The organism is Anianabacter salinae, assembly GCF_019061145.1.
Classification (GTDB): domain Bacteria; phylum Pseudomonadota; class Alphaproteobacteria; order Rhodobacterales; family Rhodobacteraceae; genus Anianibacter; species Anianibacter salinarum.
The window spans coordinates 242,324-262,872 of record NZ_JAHQZS010000004.1 but is presented as its reverse complement, the minus strand read 5'-3'; the positions used below and the strand labels follow the sequence as shown (position 1 = coordinate 262,872).

Genomic DNA, 20,549 nt, shown 5'->3' with positions numbered 1-20,549 from the left:
GGCTAGATCACCAGATCCAATGGAAGGTCGGCGATGTCGCGCAACCGCTGTCCTTCAACCATTGTTTCGACAAGTTCCAGGCTGTCGCTTTGCAATTCAGTCAGCGTTTCGATCAGTTCAGGCAAAGCGAAGTGATAGACGCAGTCCATGTCGCCAGTGCCAAGGGCAATTGCGGCGATGCGCGATGGAAGGGGTTCTGCGGTAACTGCCACGATGTGGGGCAAGCGCCCCTTGCGGTTCCGCACAAGGTTCAAGGCCTCGGATCGCGTGTTCTGGACCCGGTCAGATCGGATGGTCAGTTTGCAGCTTATAGATGCGTGCAAAGTGGCCCTTGCACCATTCGCCTCTCTCAGCGACGTGCGCCGGGCCACGGTTTCATCGACCAGCAAACGGTCCTGATTGATCGTTGCATCCGCCTCTGGCTGCCTCAGAACCACGACATCGGGCTTCATCAGATAGTCGCTGCCAAGGAGGGTGCGCAATTCTTTGCTCCCCAATGCGAGAGCGTGAAGGTCTTCAAGGTGGCTGTACTGATCGAACTGAGCGATGGCCTGCGCCTTGGCAGTGATGAACGTCCCGGGCCGAAGATGCCGGACTTGTGCGAAGCAGGACGAGACAAAGTTCTGTGTCGCGGTTTCGAACATGCTTCCGGCCGTCTGTCCCGCCGGCTTAGTCGCGTGGACGCTGCTGGCCCCGATCCTTGCGACAATACCAGAAGCGATTTCACGGCTCCTGCGGTTGGACACGTCGGCAATGGACGGCACGCCGTTCGTCTCGGAAATTGGCGCCGACAGACACTCGGCGTGAAACAAGCGCCGCGCTTCGAGCAGCCAGGCCGCCACTACGCGACGGCGTAGAGGCGGCGCGCCGTGATGGCTGCGCGCAGGTTGCGGGCGACAGCCTCGGCCACTGGCGGCGGAAAGGCGTTGCCCACTTGTCGGTATGAAGCCGTCTTGCGCCCGGCGAATTTCCAATCATCTGGAAAGCCCTGAAGCCGCGCGACCATTCTCACGGTCAGGCGCGGCATCCCTTCAAAATCCGCTTCGGGGGCTTCATCAGAGATTGTCTTGCCGTTCACTCCAAGGGCTTCCCATGCCCGACGCGCCCGCGTCGGGCCAAGGTCCGGACCTCCATGCTTTTTCGAGCCTCCTACGATTGTGGGCGCAATCTCATCGGCGAGCAAAGCCCAAGCGTCGGCTCCACGCCATCCATTTGCACTCATAAGATCGTGGAGGCACTTTCCCACCGTAGGAGGTTGCAGATCATTGCCTTTCGGCCAATCGAAATCCTCGGCGTAGTTGTCATGGACGGCGACGATCACCACGCGGGGGCGTAGTTGAGGCACGCCAAAGTCGGATGCGTTGTAAAGGTGCCATTCAGCGAACGTGTATCCCATAGCCTTCAGTTGGGATTTCAGCTTTTGCCGGTAGTCGTGGAAGACGGCATCAAGGAATCCCCGGACATTCTCCAACATCACCGCCTTGGGACGTATTTGGTCGACGACATGAAGCGCGTGCGGAAACAGGTCGCGTTCATCTGCTGCGCCAAGTTGTTTTCCTGCCTTCGAAAAGGGCGGGCAAGGGACGCCACCTGCCACCAGGTCAACACCGGCAAATGGGCGCGGATCGAATTGGGTCAGATCAGACTGGTCGCCGTCGAGCACGTTCCAATCTGGCCTGTTGAGGTTCAGAGTGGCCCGACACCAGTTATCGATTTCGACGCACGCCTGATGATCGAAACCCGCATTCTCGATACCAAGCGCTTGCCCGCCGGCACCCGCGCAAAGCTCAATAGATGTAAGATTGCTCTGCATATCGCGCCTTCGGTTCACATTCGCACTACATAGGTTCGCAACGTGAACAAAAAGTCAACGCGGCCCACCCAAAAGCACTGTTCACCGCCCTTTCCCCCAACCACTTCCTAACCCTTCCTCGTCATCTTCCCGCTCGCTGCAGCATCGAAGATGACCCAACGGGCCCGACACTTGGCCCCACCCGTCAGGCTTGAAGCGGTAAGAGGGGGGCACTCCCTTGCCGGGCATCGCGGGGGGATGACAGCCCCCGCGTCGTGGTCTGTCCGCAAGGACACGGCGCCGATCTTCTTCTATCCGCAGGGCATCCGCCCGCCGCACCGCCGCCCCGCCGAACGGGGCGCAGCATCAGGACCGCAGCATCAGGACACGGGGGCGCGATCCCTCAGGCAGGTTCGCGCAGCACGCGCGGGACCTTGAATTCGACGTTCTCTTCTGCCGTCACCACCGGTTTGACCGTCACGTCGAACCGGGCGCGGAAGGCGTCAATAACCTCGTTGACCAGCACTTCAGGTGCCGACGCCCCGGCCGTGATCCCCACGGACCGGATGCCTTCGAGCGCGCGCCAGTCGATGTCGGCGGCGCGCTGGACCAGCTGCGCATAGCGGCACCCCGCCTGCGCCCCCACCTCGACCAGCCGTTTCGAGTTCGACGAGTTCGGCGCCCCGATCACCAGCAGAGCGTCGCAGCCCGGCGCCATCGCCTTGACCGCCGCCTGCCGGTTCGTCGTGGCGTAACAGATGTCTTCCTTGTGCGGCCCGACGATATTGGGAACCCGCGCCTTGAGCGCCGCGACGATCCCCGCCGTGTCATCCACCGACAGCGTCGTCTGCGTGATGAAGGCCAGCGCATCGGGGTCGCGCACCTCTATCCCCGCCACGTCGTCCACCGTCTCGACCAGGATCACCTCGCCGTCCGGCAGTTGCCCCATGGTGCCCAGCGTCTCGGGGTGGCCCGCGTGGCCGATCATCACCATCTGGCGGCCCTGCTCGTGGTGGCGCTCCGCCTCGATATGGACCTTGCTGACCAGCGGGCAGGTGGCATCGACATAAACCATCTCGCGCCGCGCCGCCTCGGCCGGGACAGCCTTTGGCACACCGTGCGCGGAAAAGATCACCGGGCGGTCGGGCGGGCAGTCGTCGAGTTCCTCGACGAACACGGCGCCTTGCGCGCGCAGCCCGTCGACGACGTATTTGTTGTGCACGATCTCGTGGCGCACATAGACCGGCGCGCCCCATTTCTGCAGCGCCATCTCGACGATCTTGATGGCGCGGTCCACGCCTGCGCAGAACCCACGGGGGGCGGCGAGGTAGAGGGCGAGGGGCGGTTTGCGGTCTGTCATGTCGGTCATGGGGCCAGCGTATCCGGTGCAGGGCGGTGTCGTCCATGACCTAGGACGCCGCGCCGCTGGGTGAAAGGGGTCAGAGCCCCATCACCCCCGCCGTCGCCAGCGCCAACAGGATATACCGCCCGGTCTTGGCGATGCTCACCAGCGCGAGGAACACCCAAAGGCGCGTGCGCATGATCCCCGCGACCACGGTGAACCCGTCGCCGAACGGCGCCCAGGACAGAAGCAGCGTCCAGACGCCCCAGCGGGCATACCAGCCCCGCGCACGCTCAAGCTGTCGGTCCGTGACGGGAAACCAGCGGCTGCCGCGAAAGCGTTCGATCCCCATGCCCATCCAGTAATTCACCACCGACCCCAGCACGTTGCCGACGCTGGCGACCACAACGATCAGCCAGACGGGCGCAAGCGCGGCGGCCTGCACACCGACAAAGACGATTTCGGACTGGAACGGAAGAATCGTCGCCGCCCCGAAGGCGGCGGCGAACAGGCCAAGAAGGGAAAGCACGCTGTCCATGCGCCCGATCTAGGGCGCATGGCCGCAGCTTCACTGGTCCGAGCGTTCGTAGTCGTTCGACTCGCGCTCGACCCGCGGCTCGCGCGGAGGGCGGCCGATGACGTCCTTCAACTCGTCCAGTTCGATGAAGTTGTCGGCCTGGCGGCGCAATTCGTCCGCGATCATCGGCGGCTGGCTGCGGATCGTGGACACCACCGACACCCGCACGCCCTGACGCTGAAGCGATTCGACCAGCGGGCGGAAATCACCGTCGCCCGAGAACAGGACGATGTGGTCGACACGCGGCGCAAGCTCCATCGCGTCGACGGTCAGCTCGATGTCCATGTTGCCCTTGATCTTCCGGCGGCCCTGGCTGTCGGTGTATTCCTTGGCCGGTTTCGTCACCATGGAAAAACCGTTGTAGTGCAGCCAGTCGACCAGCGGGCGGATCGGGGAATATTCCTCGTTCTCCAGCAGCGCGGTGTAATAGAACGCGCGCAGAAGCTTGCCGCGCCGCATGAATTCCTGGCGCAGAAGTTTGTAGTCGATGTCGAATCCAAGAGCCTTTCCGGCAGCGTAAAGGTTCGATCCGTCAATGAAGAGCGCAAGGCGCTCATCGCGGTAAAACATGTGGGGGTCCTTTCAAACCGATCAGCGCCAAGTGGTTGAGCAGCTGGCAAATCGATACGAGACTATGGACGGGGACGTAGCCTGCGATATGCCACGGTCCAAATCGGGCTTGTTCATTATTCTGTTACCTTAGGAAAGGGGCTACGTTGCGTCAAAAGGCCAATGGTATAGGTTTGGTCGCGCTTGGGGGAAACCAGCCGTCCGAGGCTGGATCGCCCGCTGACACGCTGCGCGCCGCACTCGCCGAAATATCTCACAATGATATTCTTGTCGAGCGGGTCAGCCGGTTCTTCAGCACCCCCTGCTTTCCGCCCGGCGCCGGTCCGGATTTCGTGAACGCAGCGGTTCGGGTTCGCACCGCTCTGACCGCGCCGGACCTGCTGGCGCATCTGCACGGGATCGAGGCCCGGTTCGGCCGGGTGCGCAGGCGGCGCTGGGCCGAACGGCCGCTCGATCTCGACCTTCTGGCGCTTGGCGAAACGGTCCTGCCCGATGCGGCAACCCACGCCCGCTGGCGCGATCTGAACCTTGCCGCGCAGCAGACGACGGCGCCGGATGGGCTGATCCTGCCGCACCCGCGTCTGCATGAACGCGGCTTCGTGCTGATTCCGCTGTGCGACGTGGCGCCGGACTGGCGGCACCCGCTGCTTGGCATGACGGCCGCCGAGATGGCCAAACAGCTGCCGGACAGTGAAAAAGCGGGCATCATTCCTCTGTGATCCTTGGGGTTTCGCAGACTTTCGGCTTGTCAAGTTTATTCGAGGGGCCTAAACACGGGGTTCCTGTTTCCCCGACCAAGGATTGAGTCCCTCATGGCCCGCGTGACGGTTGAAGATTGCGTTGACAAAGTTCCGAACCGGTTCGACCTCGTCCTCTTGGCGGCGCACCGCGCCCGCGAGATCACGGCTGGTTCCCCGATCACCATCGACCGCGACAACGACAAGAACCCTGTCGTCAGCCTGCGCGAGATCGCCGACGAGACCCAGTCGGCCGAAGAACTGCGCGAGCGGATGATCGAATCGAACCAGACCCAGATCGAGGTCGACGAACCCGAAGACGATTCCATGGCGCTGCTCATGGGCGGCGGCGGTGGTCACCAGGAACGTGCAGACCGGCCGTCGGACGACGATATGTCCGAGGAAAAGCTGCTGCGCGCCCTGATGGAAGCTCAAGAGCAGAAGTAACGCGCGATGACGCGATGATGGTGCGGACCGGATGATCGACGCCAGCGACCTGATCCAACTGGTCCGCAACTACAACCCCCGCACCGACGAAGACATGCTGCGCCGGGCCTATGCCTATGGCCAGAAGATGCACGCGGGGCAGTATCGCCATTCGGGCGAGGAATACTTCACGCACCCTGTCTCGGTCGCCGCGATCCTGACCGAGATGCAGCTTGACGATGCCACCATCGTCACCGCGCTGCTGCACGACACCATCGAGGACACCAAATCCACCTACGGCCAGATCTCCGAGATGTTCTCGGTCGAGATCGCCGAACTGGTGGACGGCGTCACCAAGCTGACCAACCTGCAACTGTCGTCGTCCGAGACCAAGCAGGCCGAGAATTTCCGCAAGCTGTTCATGGCGATGTCCAAGGACCTGCGGGTGATCCTCGTCAAGCTGGCCGACCGCCTGCACAACATGCGCACGATCAAGGCGATGCGCGTCGAAAAGCAGGTGCAGAAGGCGCGCGAGACGATGGACATCTACGCGCCGCTTGCGGGCCGGATGGGCATGCAGTGGATGCGCGAGGAACTTGAGGACCTGGCGTTCCGGGTGCTCAACAACGACGCGCGAAACTCGATCATCCGCCGCTTCATCACGCTCCAGCGCGAGGCGGGCGACGTGGTCCAGAAGATCACCCACGACATCGAGCACGAGCTTGAGAGGGTGCATGTCGAGGCCGAGGTGTTCGGCCGCGCCAAGAAGCCGTTCTCGATCTGGCGCAAGATGCAGGAGAAGGAGATCGGGTTCTCCCGCCTCTCCGACATCTACGGCTTCCGCATCATCACCGACAGCGAATCGTCCTGCTATTCGGCGCTTGGCGCGATCCACCAGCGCTGGCGCGCGGTGCCGGGGCGGTTCAAGGACTACATCAGCCAGCCGAAATCCAACGGCTACCGGTCGATCCACACCACCGTGTCGGGCCGCGACGGCAAGCGGGTCGAGGTGCAGATCCGCACCCGCGAGATGCACGAGGTCGCCGAAAGCGGCGTTGCCGCGCATTGGGCCTACCGCGACGGCCAGCGCGCCGAGAACCGCTTTGCCGTCGACCCGGCAAAATGGATCACCCAGCTGACCGAGCGGTTCGACACCGGCGAGGATCACGACGAGTTCCTCGAACACGTCAAACTGGAAATGTATTCCGACCAGGTGTTCTGCTTCACGCCCAAGGGCGACGTGGTCAAGCTGCCGCGCGGGGCGACACCTCTGGATTTCGCCTATGCGATCCACACCCGCATCGGGCACGGCTGTGTCGGCGCCAAGGTCGACGGCATCCGCGTGCCGCTCTGGACGCGGCTCAAGAACGGGCAGTCCGTCGACATCATCACCGCCGAGGGGCAGCGGCCGCAGGGCACCTGGATCGACATCGTCGTGACAGGGCGCGCCAAGGCCGCGATCCGGCGCAGCTTGCGCGCCGAGGATCGGGCGCGCTTCGTCAAGCTGGGCGCCGAACTGGCCCGCGTCGCGTTCGATCACGTCGGCAAGAAGGCGACCGACAAGGCCCTGCGCACCGCAGCGAAACAGATGGGGCTGGACAGCGCCGACGACCTGCTGGCCCGCCTCGGCTCGGCCGAGATGTCCGCGCGCGAGGTCGTGCAGACGCTCTATCCCGAACTGGCCGCCGTGCGCCGCACCGGCGAGGTGGAACCCAAGCGCGCCGTGATCGGCCTGTCGCCGGAACAGGATTTCGAACGCGCGCAATGCTGCCAGCCGGTCCCCGGAGAGCGGATCGTCGGCATCACCTATCGCGGCAAGGGCGTGCGCGTGCATGCCATCGATTGTCCCGCGCTGGCCGAGGTCGAGGACGAGCCGGACCGCTGGGTCGATCTGCAATGGCACACCGGCCCGCATCCTCCAGCTTATACCGTAAGTCTTGAAATGACGATCGCCAACGGCGCGGGCGTGCTGGGCCGGATATGCACGTTGATCGGAGAGCAGAAGGCGAATATCTCGGACCTGCACTTCCTTGACAGGAAACCGGACTTTTATCGCCTGATTATCGACGTAGACATGCGCGATGCCGAACACTTCCACACCGTGATGCTGGCACTCGAAGCGGAAAGCGACGTGTCCTCGATCACGCGGCACCGCGACCCGAGCCGCAAACCCTAGGGCACAAGGGGGCCCGCCCGAATGGTCTTCAAACGGCGCAAGCAACGCACCTGGGTGCAAAAGCTGGGCGACCTGTTCTGGCCCAAGGGCGGATGGGGGCGCGCGGCGTCCTATATCATGCACCGTTTGCGGCGCCTGCCCGACCCGCCGCACAAGATCGCGCGCGGCATCGCTGCGGGTGTCTTCGTCAGCTTCAGCCCCTTCTTCGGCTTTCACTTCGTCTATGCGGCGCTGGTCGCCCTGATTATCCAGGGCAACATGCTGGCCGCGTTGATGGCCACCTTCGTCGGCAATCCGCTGACCTTTCCGATCATCGCGACGATCTCGCTCGAGATTGGGACGTTCCTGCTGGACAGCCCGAACCCGCTACATATCCACAACGTGGTTTTCGCGTTCTCGCGGGCCGCTCTCGATCTGTGGCAGAACCTGATCGCGCTGTTCACCGACCGGGACGCGGACTGGACATCGCTGGCGATCTTCTACCGAAACGTCTTCCTGCCCTACCTTGTCGGCGGTTTCTTCCCCGGCGTCATCACGGGCTACATCTTTTTCCGGATCAGCGTCCCTATGGTCACCGCCTACCAGAAGATCCGCGACAAGAAGCGCCGCGAGAAGGTCGAGAAGCGCAGGCTTGCAAAACTCAAGGCCGAGGCTGACCTTGCCGCGAAAGCGGACTAGGTTCCGCAGCGCGACCCCCGGCAAGGAGCCTAACATGTCCCAGACCCCGCTGCGCCTTGGCGTGAACATCGACCATGTCGCCACCGTGCGGAACGCGCGCGGCAGCGCCTATCCCGATCCGGTGCGCGCGGCAAAGCTGGCCGAAGAGGCGGGCGCGGACGGGATCACCGCGCATCTGCGCGAGGACCGCCGCCATATCTCGGACGATGATATCGAACGCCTGGTCGAAACGCTGACCCTGCCGCTCAACTTCGAGATGGCCGCCACCGACGAGATGCAAAGGATCGCCCTGCGCCACAAGCCGCACGCCGTCTGCATCGTGCCCGAGCGGCGCGAGGAGCGCACGACCGAGGGGGGCCTCGAAGTTGCGCGCGAAGAGAACCGGCTGGCGCATTTCATCGCGCCTCTGGCCGAGGCCGGCTGCCGGGTGTCGATCTTCATCGCCGCCGACAAGCGCCAGATCGAGGCGGCGCACCGGATCGGCGCGGCGGTCGTGGAACTGCACACCGGCGCCTATTGCGATGCCCATGCCGAGGGTCGGCTGGACGAACGGGATGCCGAGCTTGAGCGTCTGCGCGAGATGTCGACCTTTGCCCATGATCTTGGGCTCGAGGTTCACGCGGGCCACGGCCTGACCTATGACACGGTCGGCCCCGTCGCCGCCTTCCCGGAACTGGCCGAGCTGAACATCGGGCATTTCCTGATCGGCGAGGCGATCTTTCGCGGCCTCGGCCCCGCGATCCACGAGATGCGCCGCCTGATGGACGAGGCGCGCGCATAGAAAAAGGGCCCCCGCGAGGGGACCCCTTGTTGGTCTGGGACGGGCGCGCTTACGACGCGGCGCCGTCGTCTTCGGCGGCGATGTTGTTCAGGATGCGGCGTGCATCTTCGCTCGCGTACTGGCCGAGGTCGTTGTTGAACATCGGCATCAGGCCCTTGTTGTAGCCGTCCTGCGACTTCAGCTCACGCTCGGCCTGGGCCAGCGCCGTGTCCGAGATGCCTTCCATGCCGTCGATGAAGACGCGGCTTTCGTTGCCGGTCTCGCTCTGGGCGAAGAACTGGCGTGCGGCGTCGGTGCCCGAACCGATCTGCTGGGCAAAGGCGGGGGCGGCAAAGGTCAGGGCGGCAAGTGCGATGATTGCGGTTTTCATGATGTATATCCTCTAGCGTTCTGTGTTCAGAGCGGGGCGGACATTGCCGCCGCGTTCAGGGAGATATCGTTTGGGAGAGGGAAAAGTTTCTGATCGCTCAGTCACATAAACGTCACTGAGGCGTTACTTTGTGCGCCAATGCACATACTTTTCTGCGTGAAACCGCTGACGCTGCCGTCTACCTTCGCGGCACCACAACGGAGTCCCTCATGGTCTGCCAAGTTCATCGCCATTTCGCGCCCACGGCGGCCTTGCCCGCGCACCGGGTCGGCCGTCGTCCCGCCGCCGGGATCACGGGAAGATGATCCTCGGGATCGGAACCGACCTGGCCAACATCGACCGCATCGCGGGCACGCTCGACCGGTTCGGCGACCGGTTCCGTAACCGCGTGTTCACCGAGGTGGAACAGGCCAAGGCCGAACGCCGCGCCGACACCGCCGGGACCTATGCGAAACGCTGGGCTGCGAAAGAGGCATGTTCCAAGGCGCTCGGCACCGGCCTGCGCATGGGCATCGCGTGGAAGGACATGGCCGTGCGCAACCTGCGCACCGGCCAGCCGGTGATGGAACTGACCGGCTGGGCCAAGGAACGGCTCGACAGCATGACCCCCGAGGGGCACGAGGCGATCGTGCATGTCACCCTGACCGACGATCACCCCTGGGCGCAGGCTTTCGTCGTGATCGAGGCGCGGCCCAAGCCGTAGGGCGGGACGTGTCCCGCCTTCCCTGTTGCCTTGCCCGTGCCGTTCGCACCGCCCTCACCCACGCTTGCCTTGACACCCCGCCCGGGCGCGCTCATGAACGCGCCGTTCCATGAACCTCAGGCAGGACACTCCCGAATGGCGACGAAAAGCGAAAAGTCCGAGGGCATTCTCGAGACGGTCAAGACCATCGTCTATGCGCTTCTCATCGCGGGCGTGTTCCGCACCCTGTTCTTTCAGCCGTTCTGGATCCCGTCGGGGTCGATGAAGGACACGCTGCTGATCGGCGACTTCCTGTTCGTCAACAAGATGGCCTATGGCTATTCGCAATATTCCTGCCCGTTCTCGATCTGCCCGTTCTCGGGCCGCATCCTTGGCAACGAACCCGAGCGCGGCGATGTCGCGGTGTTCCGTCACCCGGTGCAGGGCACCGATTTCATCAAGCGCGTGATCGGGCTGCCGGGCGACAAGGTGCAACTGATCGACGGCGTCGTGCAGATCAACGGCGAACCCGCCCCGCAGGTGCCCGCCGGCGAATTCATCGAGACCTACGAGAAACAGGGCCCCGCCGGATCGCTGCCGCAGTGCAAGAACCTTGGCGTCGGCCTTGGCGCCGACTGCATCAAGGACCGCGCAACCGAGACGCTGCCCAACGGGCTTAGCCACGATGTGCTGGACGTGCGGATGTCGCGGCTGGACAACACGCCGGTCTACACCGTGCCCGAGGGCCATTATTTCATGATGGGCGACAACCGCGACAACTCGACCGACAGCCGCGTGGCGCAATCGGCGCTGGGCGTCGGTTTCGTGCCGTTCGAGAACCTGATCGGCCGCGCCGACCGGGTGATCTTTTCCTCGGCGGGCCGGTCGATGTTCTTCGTCTGGACATGGCGCCCGGACCGGCTGTTCAAGGCGATCGATTGAAGCTGTCGATCGAGCTGAAACGGTTTTCGGACCGCATCGGGCACGACTTCGCCGACCCGGAGGTTCTCGTGCGGGCGGTCACGCACGCCTCGATGTCCTCGCCCACGCGCCCCGACAACCAGCGGCTTGAATTCCTGGGCGACCGGGTGCTGGGCCTCGTGATGTGCGAGGCGCTGCTGTCGGCGGACCCCGCCGCCAGCGAGGGCCAGCTTGCGCCCCGGTTCAACGCGCTGGTGCGCAAGGAGACCTGCGCCGCCGTTGCCCGCGAGATCGGGCTGGGCGAGGTGCTGAAACTCGGCCGCTCCGAGATGATGACCGGCGGGCGCCGCAAGGAGGCGCTGCTTGGCGACGCGATGGAGGCGGTGATCGCCGCCGTCTACCTCGATGGCGGGTTCGAGCCTGCGCGCGCGCTGATCCAGCGGCTGTGGGGCGACCGGATCGCCGCCGTCGAACAGGACGCGCGCGACCCCAAGACCAGCCTTCAGGAATGGGCGCAGGCTCGCAAGCTGCCGCCGCCCAGCTACACCGAAACGGGCCGCTCCGGCCCCGACCACGCGCCGGTCTTCACCATTGAGGTGCGGCTTGCCTCGGGCGAGCACGAGACCGCCAGCGCTGCGTCGAAGCGGCAGGCGGAACAGCTGGCCGCGCGGGCGCTGCTGGACCGGATGGAGACGTCCTGACACCTGCGGCCGATACCGGGGGGCGGGATAAATCCCGCCCTGCCACCACCGCCGTAGGGCGGGATTTATCCCGCCGCCCGGAATGACCTCCCCCGGTTTGCCCATGGTCAAGCGCCCGCAAACTGCCTATCACCGAACCACCCACACCAATCGCAGGCCGATCCATGACCACACGCGCGGGCTTTGTCGCCCTTATCGGAGAGCCCAATGCGGGCAAGTCCACGCTTCTGAACCGCATGGTCGGGGCGAAGGTGTCGATCGTGACGCACAAGGTCCAGACCACCCGCGCCCGCATTCGGGGCGTGGCGATGGAGGGGCAGGCGCAACTGGTTTTCGTAGATACCCCCGGCATTTTCCGCCCGCGCCGCAGGCTCGACCGCTCGATGGTCGCCGCGGCTTGGGGCGGGGCGGCGGATGCCGACATCGTCGTTCTGCTGATCGAGGCGCACCGGGGCCTGACCGAGGGCACCGAGGCGATCCTCGCGTCGATGGAAGAGCGTGCGCAGGGCGCCCGCGTCGTGCTGGCGATCAACAAGATCGACCGCGTGAAGGCCGAGGCGCTGCTGGCGCTGTCGCAGCGGCTCAACGACCGCTTCGCCTTTGAAGAGACCTTCATGATCTCGGCCGAAAAGGGCTACGGCGTGGATGATCTGCGCAAATGGCTGGCCTCTGCTGTGCCCGAGGGGCCGTGGCTGTACCCCGAGGACCAGATCGCCGACCTGCCGATGCGAATGATCGCCGCCGAGATGACGCGCGAAAAGCTGACCCTGCGCCTGCACGAGGAACTGCCCTACCAGATGACCGTCGAGACCGAGGCCTGGGAGGATCGCAAGGACGGCTCTGCGCGGATCGACCAGGTGATCTATGTCATGCGCGACGGCCACAAGGGCATCGTGCTGGGCAACAAGGGCGAGACGATCAAGGGCGTCAGCGTCGCCGCCCGCACCGAGATCGAGGAGTTCCTTGGCCGCAAGGTGCACCTGTTCCTGCAGGTCAAGGTGCGGCCCGGCTGGCAGGACGAGGCGGAACGCTATTCCGAGATCGGCCTCGATTTCTCTGACGGATCGGAGTGATGGTCCGCCTTACGGCGGACTTCTGGGTGCAGGCCTATCTCGCGCGGCTGCGGCTGGCCGACATTCCGGCCTTCGTTGTGGCGCGGGGCGATGCGACGGCGGGCGCGGTGATCGTCAAGCTGAACACGCTCGACGGGCGCGCGGTGGCGCATCAGCGGACCTACGACATGATGACGGACGAACGCCGCTGGGTGGTGCTGGCCGAGGGGCCAGAGGCCGAGGTGGATGCTGCCCTTGCCCGCCAGCGCGGGTTCGACCCGGACCTGTGGGTGATCGAGGTTGAGGACCGCGCGGGGCGCACGCTGCTGGATCAGCCGGGGCTGGACGGCGGCTGAGCGGGCGCACTCTCTCGTCCGAGAGAGTGTCCAAATTCCTCGATGAGGAATTTCCTGCAAGGTTTGGGACAGACCTTGGTCTATCCCCGCGGCGCGGCGGCGCGGCGCAGGCGGTCGTTGATCGCGCGGCCCAGCCCGGTTTCCGGGATCGGCGCGATGGCAATCGGCGCGCTGTCCCCCGCATCCAGACCGCGCAACAGATGGAACAGGCGCGCGGCGGCTTCCACCAGGTCGCCCGAGGCCGACAGGGTGATGTCAGATGGATGGTCCGGGCCGAACCCGACGTATCGCTCCCCCGGCTCGGGCGTATCGGCGTTGAGCCGCAGCGCGGCGTCGGGCGCGTAGTGCGAGGAAAGTTGCCCGGGCGCGGTGATCGCGTCGCTTTCGGCTCGCGTCTTCAGGGCATGGCCAAGGCAGCCCTCCACCGCCTCGACCGTCAGGCCGCCGGGACGCAGCAGCGTGACGCCGCCCACCGTTCCAATGATCGTCGACTCGACGCCGACGCCGCACGGCCCGCCATCCAGCACCGCCTCGATCCGCCCGCCGAGCCCGGCCAGCACATGCTCGGCCCGTGTCGGGCTGACCTTGCCGGATGGATTGGCCGAAGGCGCGGCGACTGGGCGGCCTGTGGCCTCCAGCAGGCGGCGGGCAAGCGCCGCATCGGGCACTCGCAGCGCAATGGTGTCCAGCCCCGCCGTCACCAGCGGGGAGATCCCGGCATCGGGTCGCAGCGGCACCACCAGCGTCAGCGGCCCGGGCCAGAACGCCAGCGCCAGCCGCAGGGCATCCGCGTCAAAATCCCCGATCCTCTGCGCGGCATCCAGCGACGGCACATGCACAATCAGCGGGTTGAACCTCGGCCGTCCCTTGGCCTCGAAGATGCGCGCGACGGCGACATCGTCGGTGGCATCCGCGCCCAGCCCGTAGACGGTTTCCGTCGGAAACGCGACCAGCGCACCGTCGCGCAGCAGGGCGGCGGCGCGGCCCACGCCGTCTGCGGCCATCAGCCGCTCGGTCGTGTCGCCCCCGTGACGCTGCGTCCCGGTTGCCTCGTCGCTCACAGTTCATACCCTCGACAGATGCAAGGGGGGTGTCTATCCCTCTTGCGGCAGGCTCTCAAGCCGCATCTGAGGAGGACCCCATGCCCTACCGCGCCCCCGTTTCCGAGTTCCAGTTCCTGTTCGAGCATGTCGTCGGGCTGTCGCAGGTCCGGGAAACCGACCGGTTCGCCGACGCCAGCCAGGATGTCACCGACGCCATCCTGACCGAGGCGGGACGCTTGTGCGAGGAAGTCATGGCGCCGCTGAACCGCAACGGCGACACCGATCCGGCGCGGCTTGAGAACGGCGTTGTGCGCTCGTCCAAGGGGTTCGCCGAGGCCTACAAGCAGATCGCGGATGGCGGCTGGGTGTCCACCTCCGCCTCGCCCGAGTATGGCGGAATGGGCCTGCCGATGACAATCACCACGGCGGTGAACGAGATGATGTCGGCGGCCTGCCTGTCGCTGCAACTGAACCCGCTGCTGACCCAGGGGCAGATCGAGGCGCTGGAACACCATGCCTCGGACACCCTCAAGGACATCTACCTGCCCAAGCTGATTTCCGGCGAATGGACCGGCACGATGAACCTGACCGAACCGCAGGCCGGGTCGGACGTCGGCGCCCTGCGCACGCGCGCCGAGCCGAACGGCGACGGATCGTACGCGATCACCGGGCAGAAGATCTACATCTCCTGGGGCGATCACGACATGGCGGACAACGTATGCCATCTTGTGCTGGCGCGGCTGCCGGATGCGGCGCCGGGGACCAAGGGTATCTCGCTGTTCATGGTGCCGAAGTTCATCCCCGAGGACGGCAAGCCGGGCGTGGCGAACGAGTTGCGCGTGGTCAGCCTTGAGCACAAGCTGGGCCTGCACGGCTCTCCGACGGCGGTGATGGAATACTCCGGCGCGACCGGCTGGCTGGTCGGCAAGGAGAACGGCGGCATGGCGGCGATGTTCACGATGATGAACAACGCGCGGCTGGGCGTCGGCGTGCAGGGCATCGGCGTGGCTGATGGCGCCTATCAGCACGCGCTGGCCTATGCGCTGGACCGCAAGCAGGGCAAGACCCCGGTCGAAGGCAACGGCAGCATCGCCGATCATGCCGATGTGCGCCGAATGCTGATGACGATGAAGGCCGAAGTGGCGGCGGCGCGCGCCATCGCTCTGGCCAACGCGGTCGCCATCGACATGGGCACCGCAACGGGCGACGCCGAATGGAAGGCGCGCGCGGCGCTGCTCACCCCGATCTCCAAGGCTTACGGCACCGATGTGGGCGTCGAGATGGCGTCGATGGGGGTGCAGGTGCACGGCGGCATGGGCTTTGTCGAGGAAACCGGCGCTGCGCAATTCCTGCGCGACGTGCGGGTCACGACGATCTACGAGGGCACCAACGGAATCCAGTCGATGGACCTTGTGGCGCGCAAGATGATGGACGGCGGCGACGCGGCGTATCGCCTGATCGACGAAATCCAGAAGGCCGCCGAGGCCGGGCGCGACACCCTGCCCGAGATGGCGCAAGCGGTGTGGGGTGCGACCGAGACCCTGCGCGAGACCACCGAATGGCTGGTGTCGCAGCCCGACATGAACGAGCGTTTCGCGGGGGCGGTGCCCTATCTGCGGGCCTTTGCGCGGGTGCTGGGCGGGCATTTCCACCTGCAATCGGCGCTGGCCGAGGGCGGCACCGGCAAACGCAGCGCGCTGGCGCGGTTCTTCATCGAACGGCTGCTGCCCGAACATGGCGCCGCCTGCGCCCATGCGCGGGCCGGGGCGCAGGGGCTCTATGCCCTGTCGGTCGAGGATCTGGCCGCCTGATGGACGGCAGCGCGGCCATACGCACGCCGTGGGACACGCCCCCGGCCCCCGGCGAGGCCCGCGAAGTGGCGGACGGCATCCTGTGGATCAGGATGCCGCTGCCGATGAAGCTCGATCACGTCAACTGCTATGCGCTGGATGACGGCGATGGCTGGACACTGGTGGACACCGGCTTTGCCAGCGCGAAAAGCCGCGAGATCTGGCAGGCGTTGCTGGACGGCCCGCTGTCGGGCAAGCCCGTGCGCCGGGTGCTGGTGACGCACCACCATCCCGACCATATCGGTCTGGCCGGATGGTTTCAGACCGAACAAGGCGCGGACCTGATGACGACCCGCACCGCGTGGCTGTTCGCGCGGATGCTGACGCTGGATGTCCACACCGAGGTGAAGCCCGAGACCGAGGCGTTCTGGCGCGGCGCGGGGATGCCGCCCGCGATGCTGCAAGAACGCTTGGCGGAAAAGCCGTTCAACTTCGCCGATGCTGTCGCGCCGCTGCCGCTGGGGTTCACGCGGATCGCGGAAGGCGACCGCCTGCGCGTCGGCGCGCGTGACTGGGACGTGCGGATCGGCAACGGCCATGCGCCGGAACATGCGACGCTGTGGTCGACCGATGGAGAGATCGTCCTGGGCGGCGATCAGCTTCTGGCGACGATTTCGCCCAACCTTGGTGTTTACGCGACCGAACCGGGGGCTGACCCGGTGGGCGAGTGGCTCGAGGCCTGCGAACGCCTGTCCGCCTTTGCCACCGACCGCCAGCTTGTCCTGCCCGGCCACAAGCTGCCCTATACCGGGCTGCCGATCCGGATGCGGCAATTGATCGACAACCACCACGGCGCGCTTGCCCGGTTGGAACGGTTCCTGACAACTCCGCGCACGGCAGTCGACTGCTTTCCCGAGTTGTTCAAGCGCAAGATCGGGACCGGCGAGTTCGGTCTCGCGCTGGTCGAGGCGGTGGCGCATGTGAACCACCTGTTCCTTGCGGGCCGCGTCACCCGGACCCGCCGGGACGATGGCGCATGGCTCTACGAGGCGCGGCCCTGACCGAGATCTCGACCACCGCCGAAGCGCACGAGCGCGACGCCATCCCCGCCGCCTGGGCGATCCACACCGACCCCGGCGTGACGTCGCCCGAGACGCAGCCCTTGCCGCGCGCGGTGACGCGCAAGCCGCTGAAGGACAAGAGCCCCGCCGAATGGGCCTATGAACGCCTGATCCTCTACATCAAGAACTTCGAGGATCAGCTGGACGCCGAGCATGAGGTGGCGATGGGGTTCGCCGCCGATTCCACCGGCGCGCTGCGGATCGAGGGCATCGGTTACTTCGATCCCGACATCGTGACCTTCTATGGATCGGACGAGACAGGCATCCGCACCCAGCTGATCCAGCATGTCAGCCAGTTGAACGTGCGCCTGCGGGCCCTGCCGCGCCCGTCCCCGCAGCAGGAACCCCGCAGGATCGGCTTCCGGCTCGTGGCCGATCTGGAACAGGACTGACCTGCGATGAATTGTGCCAATCCTCTGGCGTGACAGGTCGCGCCGAATAGGCTAATCGAACGGCCAAACGGCGGTTTGACGACAAGGAATGCACGACATGGCTGAGAACAAGCACAAGCATGGCGAGATGGACATCTCGGTTCAGGAAAAGACCTTCGAAGGTTTTGTCACCTGGTCGATGCGGGTGGCGATCGCGTCCATCGCGATTCTGGTCTTCCTGGCCATCTTCAACACCTGACCCGAAAGGACGGCCCGCGCGGTCGTCCTTTTCGCTTCTACGATAGGAGAATGGCCATGCGGCGTTTCATGATTGCCTTTGGATTGCTCGCCGCACTGGCAGCCTGCGGGGCGGAACCGGTCGCAGCCCCGGCGGAAGAGGTGCAGAAGTATCGCACGCCCGGCACCGCGCCATCTTCGATCACGCTGGTCACGGTGATCTCGAACCGAGACAATTCCGGCGCGCACTCGGGCTTGTTCATCAACGCCTCGGAACGGGCCGTGTTCGATCCGGCGGGCACCTTCAAGCATCCCTGGACGCCCGAGGTGAACGATCTTCACTACGGGCTGACCCCGCGGATGGAAGAGATCTACATCGACTACCACGCCCGCGAGACCTACCGCGTGCAGACCCAGACCCTGACCGTTTCGCCCGAAACGGCCGAGCGCATCCTGGTTGCGGCCAAGAACTACGGCGCCGTGCCCAAGGCGTATTGCGCGAACTCGATCACGTCGATCCTGTCGGGCACGCCCGGTTTCGACTGGGTGCCAAGCACCTTCTTTCCGCGCACTGTCGCCGCCGCATTCGCCGCGCGCCCCGGTGTCGTGACCAGGATCTACCGGGACGATTCGCCGGACGACCGCACCGACCTTCAGGTCGAGATGATTACCCGCGCGCCGCAGATGTCGGTGGAACTGGCTACCCGATAAGCGCCAGCAGCGCGAACAGCGTCGCCGCGCCAGCAACCATCGCGGCGACGAAGTTGCGCGTGGCAAAGCCGACGATCACGGTGACCGCCGCCGCCGCAAGGCGCGGGGTGTCGACGGTGCCGCCCGTCGTCTCGGGCCAGATCAGCATCGGCGCGATCAGGCCGGGGATCACCGCGACCGGGGTATAGCGCAGCAGGCGCAGCACCAGCGGCGGAAGCTCTCGGTCGCCGATGATCCCCAGGAACGAGAACCGGATCAGGTAGGTGCCAAGGCCAAGGCCAAGAATCACGATCCACAAGTCGCCGGTGTCGATCATTTCCGTCCCTCCCGCCAGGTTTCCACCGCCGCGCCCGCCGCCATCGCCACCACGCCGCCGACCAGGATACCGGTGCCCGACGGCATCCCGTGCAGCGCCAGCGCCAGCACCACGGACGTGCCCGCCGCTGCCGCATGGGCCCAGGTCTTTACCATCGGTGCCACCAGCGCGAGAAACGTGATCGGCACCGCGAAATCGAGCGGCAAGCCCTCGGGGATCTGGTTTCCGGCAAGGATGCCGACCAGGGTAAAGGCATACCAGCAGGAAATGACGGGCGTCGTCACCCCGGCATAGTAGGCGACGCGCTGTGCGACGGTCATGGTCGCGTCGGTCTCGTATTTCTGCAGCGCAAGGGCGTAGTTCTGGTCGAACAGCGCGTAAGAGATCAGCGCCCGCTGCCATAACGGCGCGCGACCGATATAAGGCACGAGCGAAGCCGAATACATTGCAGAGCGCAAGTTGACCGCCAGCGATGCCGCCAGCGCCGCCAAGGCACCCGAATTGTCGGCAAGAAGCTGCAGCGCGGTGAACTGCGCGGCGCCCGCGATGACGATGACGCTCATCGACATCGCCGCGATCAGGTCCAGCCCTGCGCCGGTCGCCACCACGCCGAACAGCATCGCGAAGGGCGCGACGACAAGGATGAAGGGCGCACTGTCGAGCAGGCCGCGAACATAGCTGGAGCGAGCGGGTGTTTCGGACATGGGTCAGCCTTTCTTCCCTTCTGCCAGTATCGCGCCGCGCGGGGGCGTTCAAATGGCTTTTGGTGATGGGCGGCGTCACGCGGTGCAACTAGACTGGCGGCATGGGCTTTGACCGCATCCTGATCGTCGACTGGTCCGCCAGCGCCAAGCCCTCGCCGCGCCGCCCGTCGAAAGACGCGATCTGGATGGCCGAGGCGGGGGCCGACACGATGCCGCCGCGCTATTGCCGGACGCGGCACGATGCGATGGCGCTGGTCCTTGCGCGCTGCGACGCGGCGCTTGTCGCCGGGCAGCGGCTGCTGATCGGCTGGGATTTCCCGATGGGCTATCCGGCAGGCTTTGCGGAAGCGGCCTGCGGAGAGGCGGGGGCGCTCGCGCTTTGGGCGCGGCTGGCAGAGATGGTGCGGGATGCGCCCGACAACGCCAACACCCGTTTCGACGTGGCCGCACGGCTGAACCGGGACACGCCGGGGCAGGGTCCGTTCTGGGGCTGCCCACCGCGCGCGGTGCAGCCCGGACTGACGATGACTAAACCGCGCAGCGACGTCATGTTCCCCGAGCGGCGGTTGGTCGAGGACCGCGTGCGCAGCGCGCAGCCGTGCTGGAAACTGTTCACCACCGGTTCTGTCGGATCGCAGGCGATCCTCGGCATTGCGCGGCTGCAAGCTTTGCGGCAACGACTTGGCCCGCAGGTCGCTGTCTGGCCTTTCGAGCCGTGGGACAATGCGCCCATCGTGCTGGCCGAGGTCTATCCGTCGCTGCTGGACGCAGCCGTTCGGGCGCGGGTGGCGGACCATGACCCGCCGATCAAGGACGCGGTGCAGGTAGAGTGCCTTGCCGGGGCGCTGCACGGCATCGGGCCGGAGGTGCTGGCGTGCGGACTTGAGGCGGCGACGGGGCCGCATCTGGCGGAAGAGGGGTGGATCCTTGGCGTCGGGATCGAGGAGGCGCTGCAGGTGGCAGCGGGGCAGGTGGTGTTCGGTGGCGGCGGGATAAATCCCGCCCTACAGGGACGGACACCGTAGGGCGGGACTTGTCCCGCCGTCCGCATGACACCCAAGAGCTGTAGGGCGGGACTTGTCCCGCCAGACGTCC

The 20,549-nt window shown here is 65.7% G+C and carries 25 protein-coding genes; 16 read left to right on the top strand and 9 right to left on the bottom strand.

All coding sequences use genetic code 11. The features are described 5' to 3' along the window. Positions 1-2: 2 nt before the first annotated feature. From KTJ87_RS12865 to KTJ87_RS12845, 5 genes are all read right to left on the bottom strand, one after another. Positions 3-842 (bottom strand): NgoMIV family type II restriction endonuclease, encoded by an 840-nt coding sequence (locus tag KTJ87_RS12865; RefSeq protein WP_267139525.1) that lies wholly within the window; start codon positions 840-842, stop codon positions 3-5. After that, positions 842-1,813, bottom strand: coding sequence for a DNA cytosine methyltransferase (locus KTJ87_RS12860; RefSeq protein ID WP_267139524.1), 972 nt, complete (start codon positions 1,811-1,813; stop codon positions 842-844). The genes KTJ87_RS12865 and KTJ87_RS12860 overlap by 1 nt, the downstream gene beginning before the upstream one ends. Before the next feature lie 382 nt (positions 1,814-2,195). Beyond that, on the bottom strand, positions 2,196-3,152 hold the full coding sequence (gene ispH / locus KTJ87_RS12855; RefSeq protein ID WP_267139659.1) for a 4-hydroxy-3-methylbut-2-enyl diphosphate reductase: 957 nt from the start codon (positions 3,150-3,152) through the stop codon (positions 2,196-2,198). 79 nt (positions 3,153-3,231) lie between these two features. Then, entirely contained in the window at positions 3,232-3,672 is a 441-nt protein-coding gene (locus tag KTJ87_RS12850) for a YqaA family protein (protein WP_267139523.1), read from the bottom strand. Between the two features lie 30 nt (positions 3,673-3,702). Then, complete coding sequence (locus KTJ87_RS12845; protein ID WP_267139522.1) at positions 3,703-4,281, bottom strand: LabA-like NYN domain-containing protein; 579 nt, start codon at positions 4,279-4,281, stop codon at positions 3,703-3,705. A gap of 173 nt (positions 4,282-4,454) precedes the next feature. Here KTJ87_RS12845 and folK point away from each other — a divergent pair, with 173 nt between their 5' ends. From folK to KTJ87_RS12820, 5 genes are all read left to right on the top strand, one after another. Next, complete coding sequence (gene folK / locus KTJ87_RS12840) at positions 4,455-5,000, top strand: 2-amino-4-hydroxy-6-hydroxymethyldihydropteridine diphosphokinase (protein ID WP_267139521.1); 546 nt, start codon at positions 4,455-4,457, stop codon at positions 4,998-5,000. A 93-nt stretch (positions 5,001-5,093) separates the two neighbouring features. Continuing rightward, positions 5,094-5,465 carry a DNA-directed RNA polymerase subunit omega gene (rpoZ, locus tag KTJ87_RS12835; protein ID WP_267139520.1) on the top strand — a complete coding sequence of 124 codons (372 nt, stop codon included), beginning with the start codon at positions 5,094-5,096 and terminating at the stop codon, positions 5,463-5,465. A 31-nt stretch (positions 5,466-5,496) separates the two neighbouring features. Next, entirely contained in the window at positions 5,497-7,620 is a 2,124-nt protein-coding gene (locus KTJ87_RS12830; RefSeq protein WP_267139519.1) for a RelA/SpoT family protein, read from the top strand. Positions 7,621-7,641: 21 nt separating this feature from the next. Next, complete coding sequence (locus tag KTJ87_RS12825; RefSeq protein ID WP_267139518.1) at positions 7,642-8,298, top strand: DUF2062 domain-containing protein; 657 nt, start codon at positions 7,642-7,644, stop codon at positions 8,296-8,298. Positions 8,299-8,332: 34 nt separating this feature from the next. Continuing rightward, a complete protein-coding gene (locus KTJ87_RS12820) occupies positions 8,333-9,079 on the top strand; it encodes a pyridoxine 5'-phosphate synthase (RefSeq protein ID WP_267139517.1) in 747 nt (248 codons plus the stop codon). 49 nt (positions 9,080-9,128) lie between these two features. Here the strand turns inward: KTJ87_RS12820 and KTJ87_RS12815 are convergent, their stop codons facing one another. Further along, positions 9,129-9,449: a hypothetical protein gene (locus KTJ87_RS12815; protein ID WP_267139516.1), complete on the bottom strand. Its 321-nt coding sequence runs from the start codon at positions 9,447-9,449 to the stop codon at positions 9,129-9,131. 301 nt (positions 9,450-9,750) lie between these two features. Between KTJ87_RS12815 and acpS the strand changes: the two genes are divergently transcribed. The 5 genes from acpS (at position 9,751) to KTJ87_RS12790 (ending at position 13,161) form a co-directional block, all read left to right on the top strand. Next, positions 9,751-10,152: a holo-ACP synthase gene (acpS, locus tag KTJ87_RS12810; RefSeq protein WP_267139515.1), complete on the top strand. Its 402-nt coding sequence runs from the start codon at positions 9,751-9,753 to the stop codon at positions 10,150-10,152. Between the two features lie 135 nt (positions 10,153-10,287). Next, positions 10,288-11,073: a signal peptidase I gene (lepB, locus tag KTJ87_RS12805; RefSeq protein WP_267139514.1), complete on the top strand. Its 786-nt coding sequence runs from the start codon at positions 10,288-10,290 to the stop codon at positions 11,071-11,073. Beyond that, complete coding sequence (gene rnc, locus KTJ87_RS12800) at positions 11,070-11,753, top strand: ribonuclease III (protein ID WP_267139513.1); 684 nt, start codon at positions 11,070-11,072, stop codon at positions 11,751-11,753. The genes lepB and rnc overlap by 4 nt, the downstream gene beginning before the upstream one ends. Positions 11,754-11,917: 164 nt before the next feature. After that, complete coding sequence (gene era / locus KTJ87_RS12795) at positions 11,918-12,826, top strand: GTPase Era (protein ID WP_267139512.1); 909 nt, start codon at positions 11,918-11,920, stop codon at positions 12,824-12,826. Next, positions 12,826-13,161 (top strand): DUF1491 family protein, encoded by a 336-nt coding sequence (locus KTJ87_RS12790; RefSeq protein WP_267139511.1) that lies wholly within the window; start codon positions 12,826-12,828, stop codon positions 13,159-13,161. The genes era and KTJ87_RS12790 overlap by 1 nt, the downstream gene beginning before the upstream one ends. Before the next feature lie 80 nt (positions 13,162-13,241). On the opposite strand, the gene KTJ87_RS12785 is transcribed toward KTJ87_RS12790, so the two are convergent. Then, the gene (locus KTJ87_RS12785; RefSeq protein WP_267139658.1) at positions 13,242-14,165 is read right to left on the bottom strand and encodes an L-threonylcarbamoyladenylate synthase; all 924 of its coding nucleotides are present in this window, start codon (positions 14,163-14,165) and stop codon (positions 13,242-13,244) included. A 137-nt stretch (positions 14,166-14,302) separates the two neighbouring features. Here KTJ87_RS12785 and KTJ87_RS12780 point away from each other — a divergent pair, with 137 nt between their 5' ends. The 5 genes from KTJ87_RS12780 to KTJ87_RS12760 all read left to right on the top strand — a co-directional run bounded on the left by KTJ87_RS12780 (position 14,303) and on the right by KTJ87_RS12760 (position 18,434). Further along, entirely contained in the window at positions 14,303-16,015 is a 1,713-nt protein-coding gene (locus KTJ87_RS12780) for an acyl-CoA dehydrogenase (RefSeq protein WP_267139510.1), read from the top strand. Beyond that, positions 16,015-17,055, top strand: coding sequence for an MBL fold metallo-hydrolase (locus KTJ87_RS12775; protein WP_267139509.1), 1,041 nt, complete (start codon positions 16,015-16,017; stop codon positions 17,053-17,055). The genes KTJ87_RS12780 and KTJ87_RS12775 overlap by 1 nt, the downstream gene beginning before the upstream one ends. After that, positions 17,031-17,507, top strand: coding sequence for a DUF6173 family protein (locus tag KTJ87_RS12770; protein WP_267139508.1), 477 nt, complete (start codon positions 17,031-17,033; stop codon positions 17,505-17,507). The genes KTJ87_RS12775 and KTJ87_RS12770 overlap by 25 nt, the downstream gene beginning before the upstream one ends. Before the next feature lie 97 nt (positions 17,508-17,604). Further along, a complete protein-coding gene (locus KTJ87_RS12765) occupies positions 17,605-17,745 on the top strand; it encodes an aa3-type cytochrome c oxidase subunit IV (RefSeq protein WP_267139507.1) in 141 nt (46 codons plus the stop codon). A 56-nt stretch (positions 17,746-17,801) separates the two neighbouring features. After that, positions 17,802-18,434 (top strand): hypothetical protein, encoded by a 633-nt coding sequence (locus KTJ87_RS12760; RefSeq protein ID WP_267139506.1) that lies wholly within the window; start codon positions 17,802-17,804, stop codon positions 18,432-18,434. Here the strand turns inward: KTJ87_RS12760 and KTJ87_RS12755 are convergent. Together KTJ87_RS12755 and KTJ87_RS12750 are read right to left on the bottom strand one after the other, a co-directional pair. Continuing rightward, positions 18,424-18,750 (bottom strand): AzlD domain-containing protein, encoded by a 327-nt coding sequence (locus KTJ87_RS12755; protein ID WP_267139505.1) that lies wholly within the window; start codon positions 18,748-18,750, stop codon positions 18,424-18,426. The genes KTJ87_RS12760 and KTJ87_RS12755 overlap by 11 nt on opposite strands. Next, positions 18,747-19,454 (bottom strand): AzlC family ABC transporter permease, encoded by a 708-nt coding sequence (locus tag KTJ87_RS12750; protein ID WP_267139504.1) that lies wholly within the window; start codon positions 19,452-19,454, stop codon positions 18,747-18,749. The genes KTJ87_RS12755 and KTJ87_RS12750 overlap by 4 nt, the downstream gene beginning before the upstream one ends. Before the next feature lie 101 nt (positions 19,455-19,555). Here KTJ87_RS12750 and KTJ87_RS12745 point away from each other — a divergent pair, with 101 nt between their 5' ends. After that, positions 19,556-20,479, top strand: a complete 924-nt coding sequence (locus KTJ87_RS12745) for a molybdopterin guanine dinucleotide synthesis (protein ID WP_267139503.1) — start codon at positions 19,556-19,558, stop codon at positions 20,477-20,479. Positions 20,480-20,549: the final 70 nt, after the last annotated feature.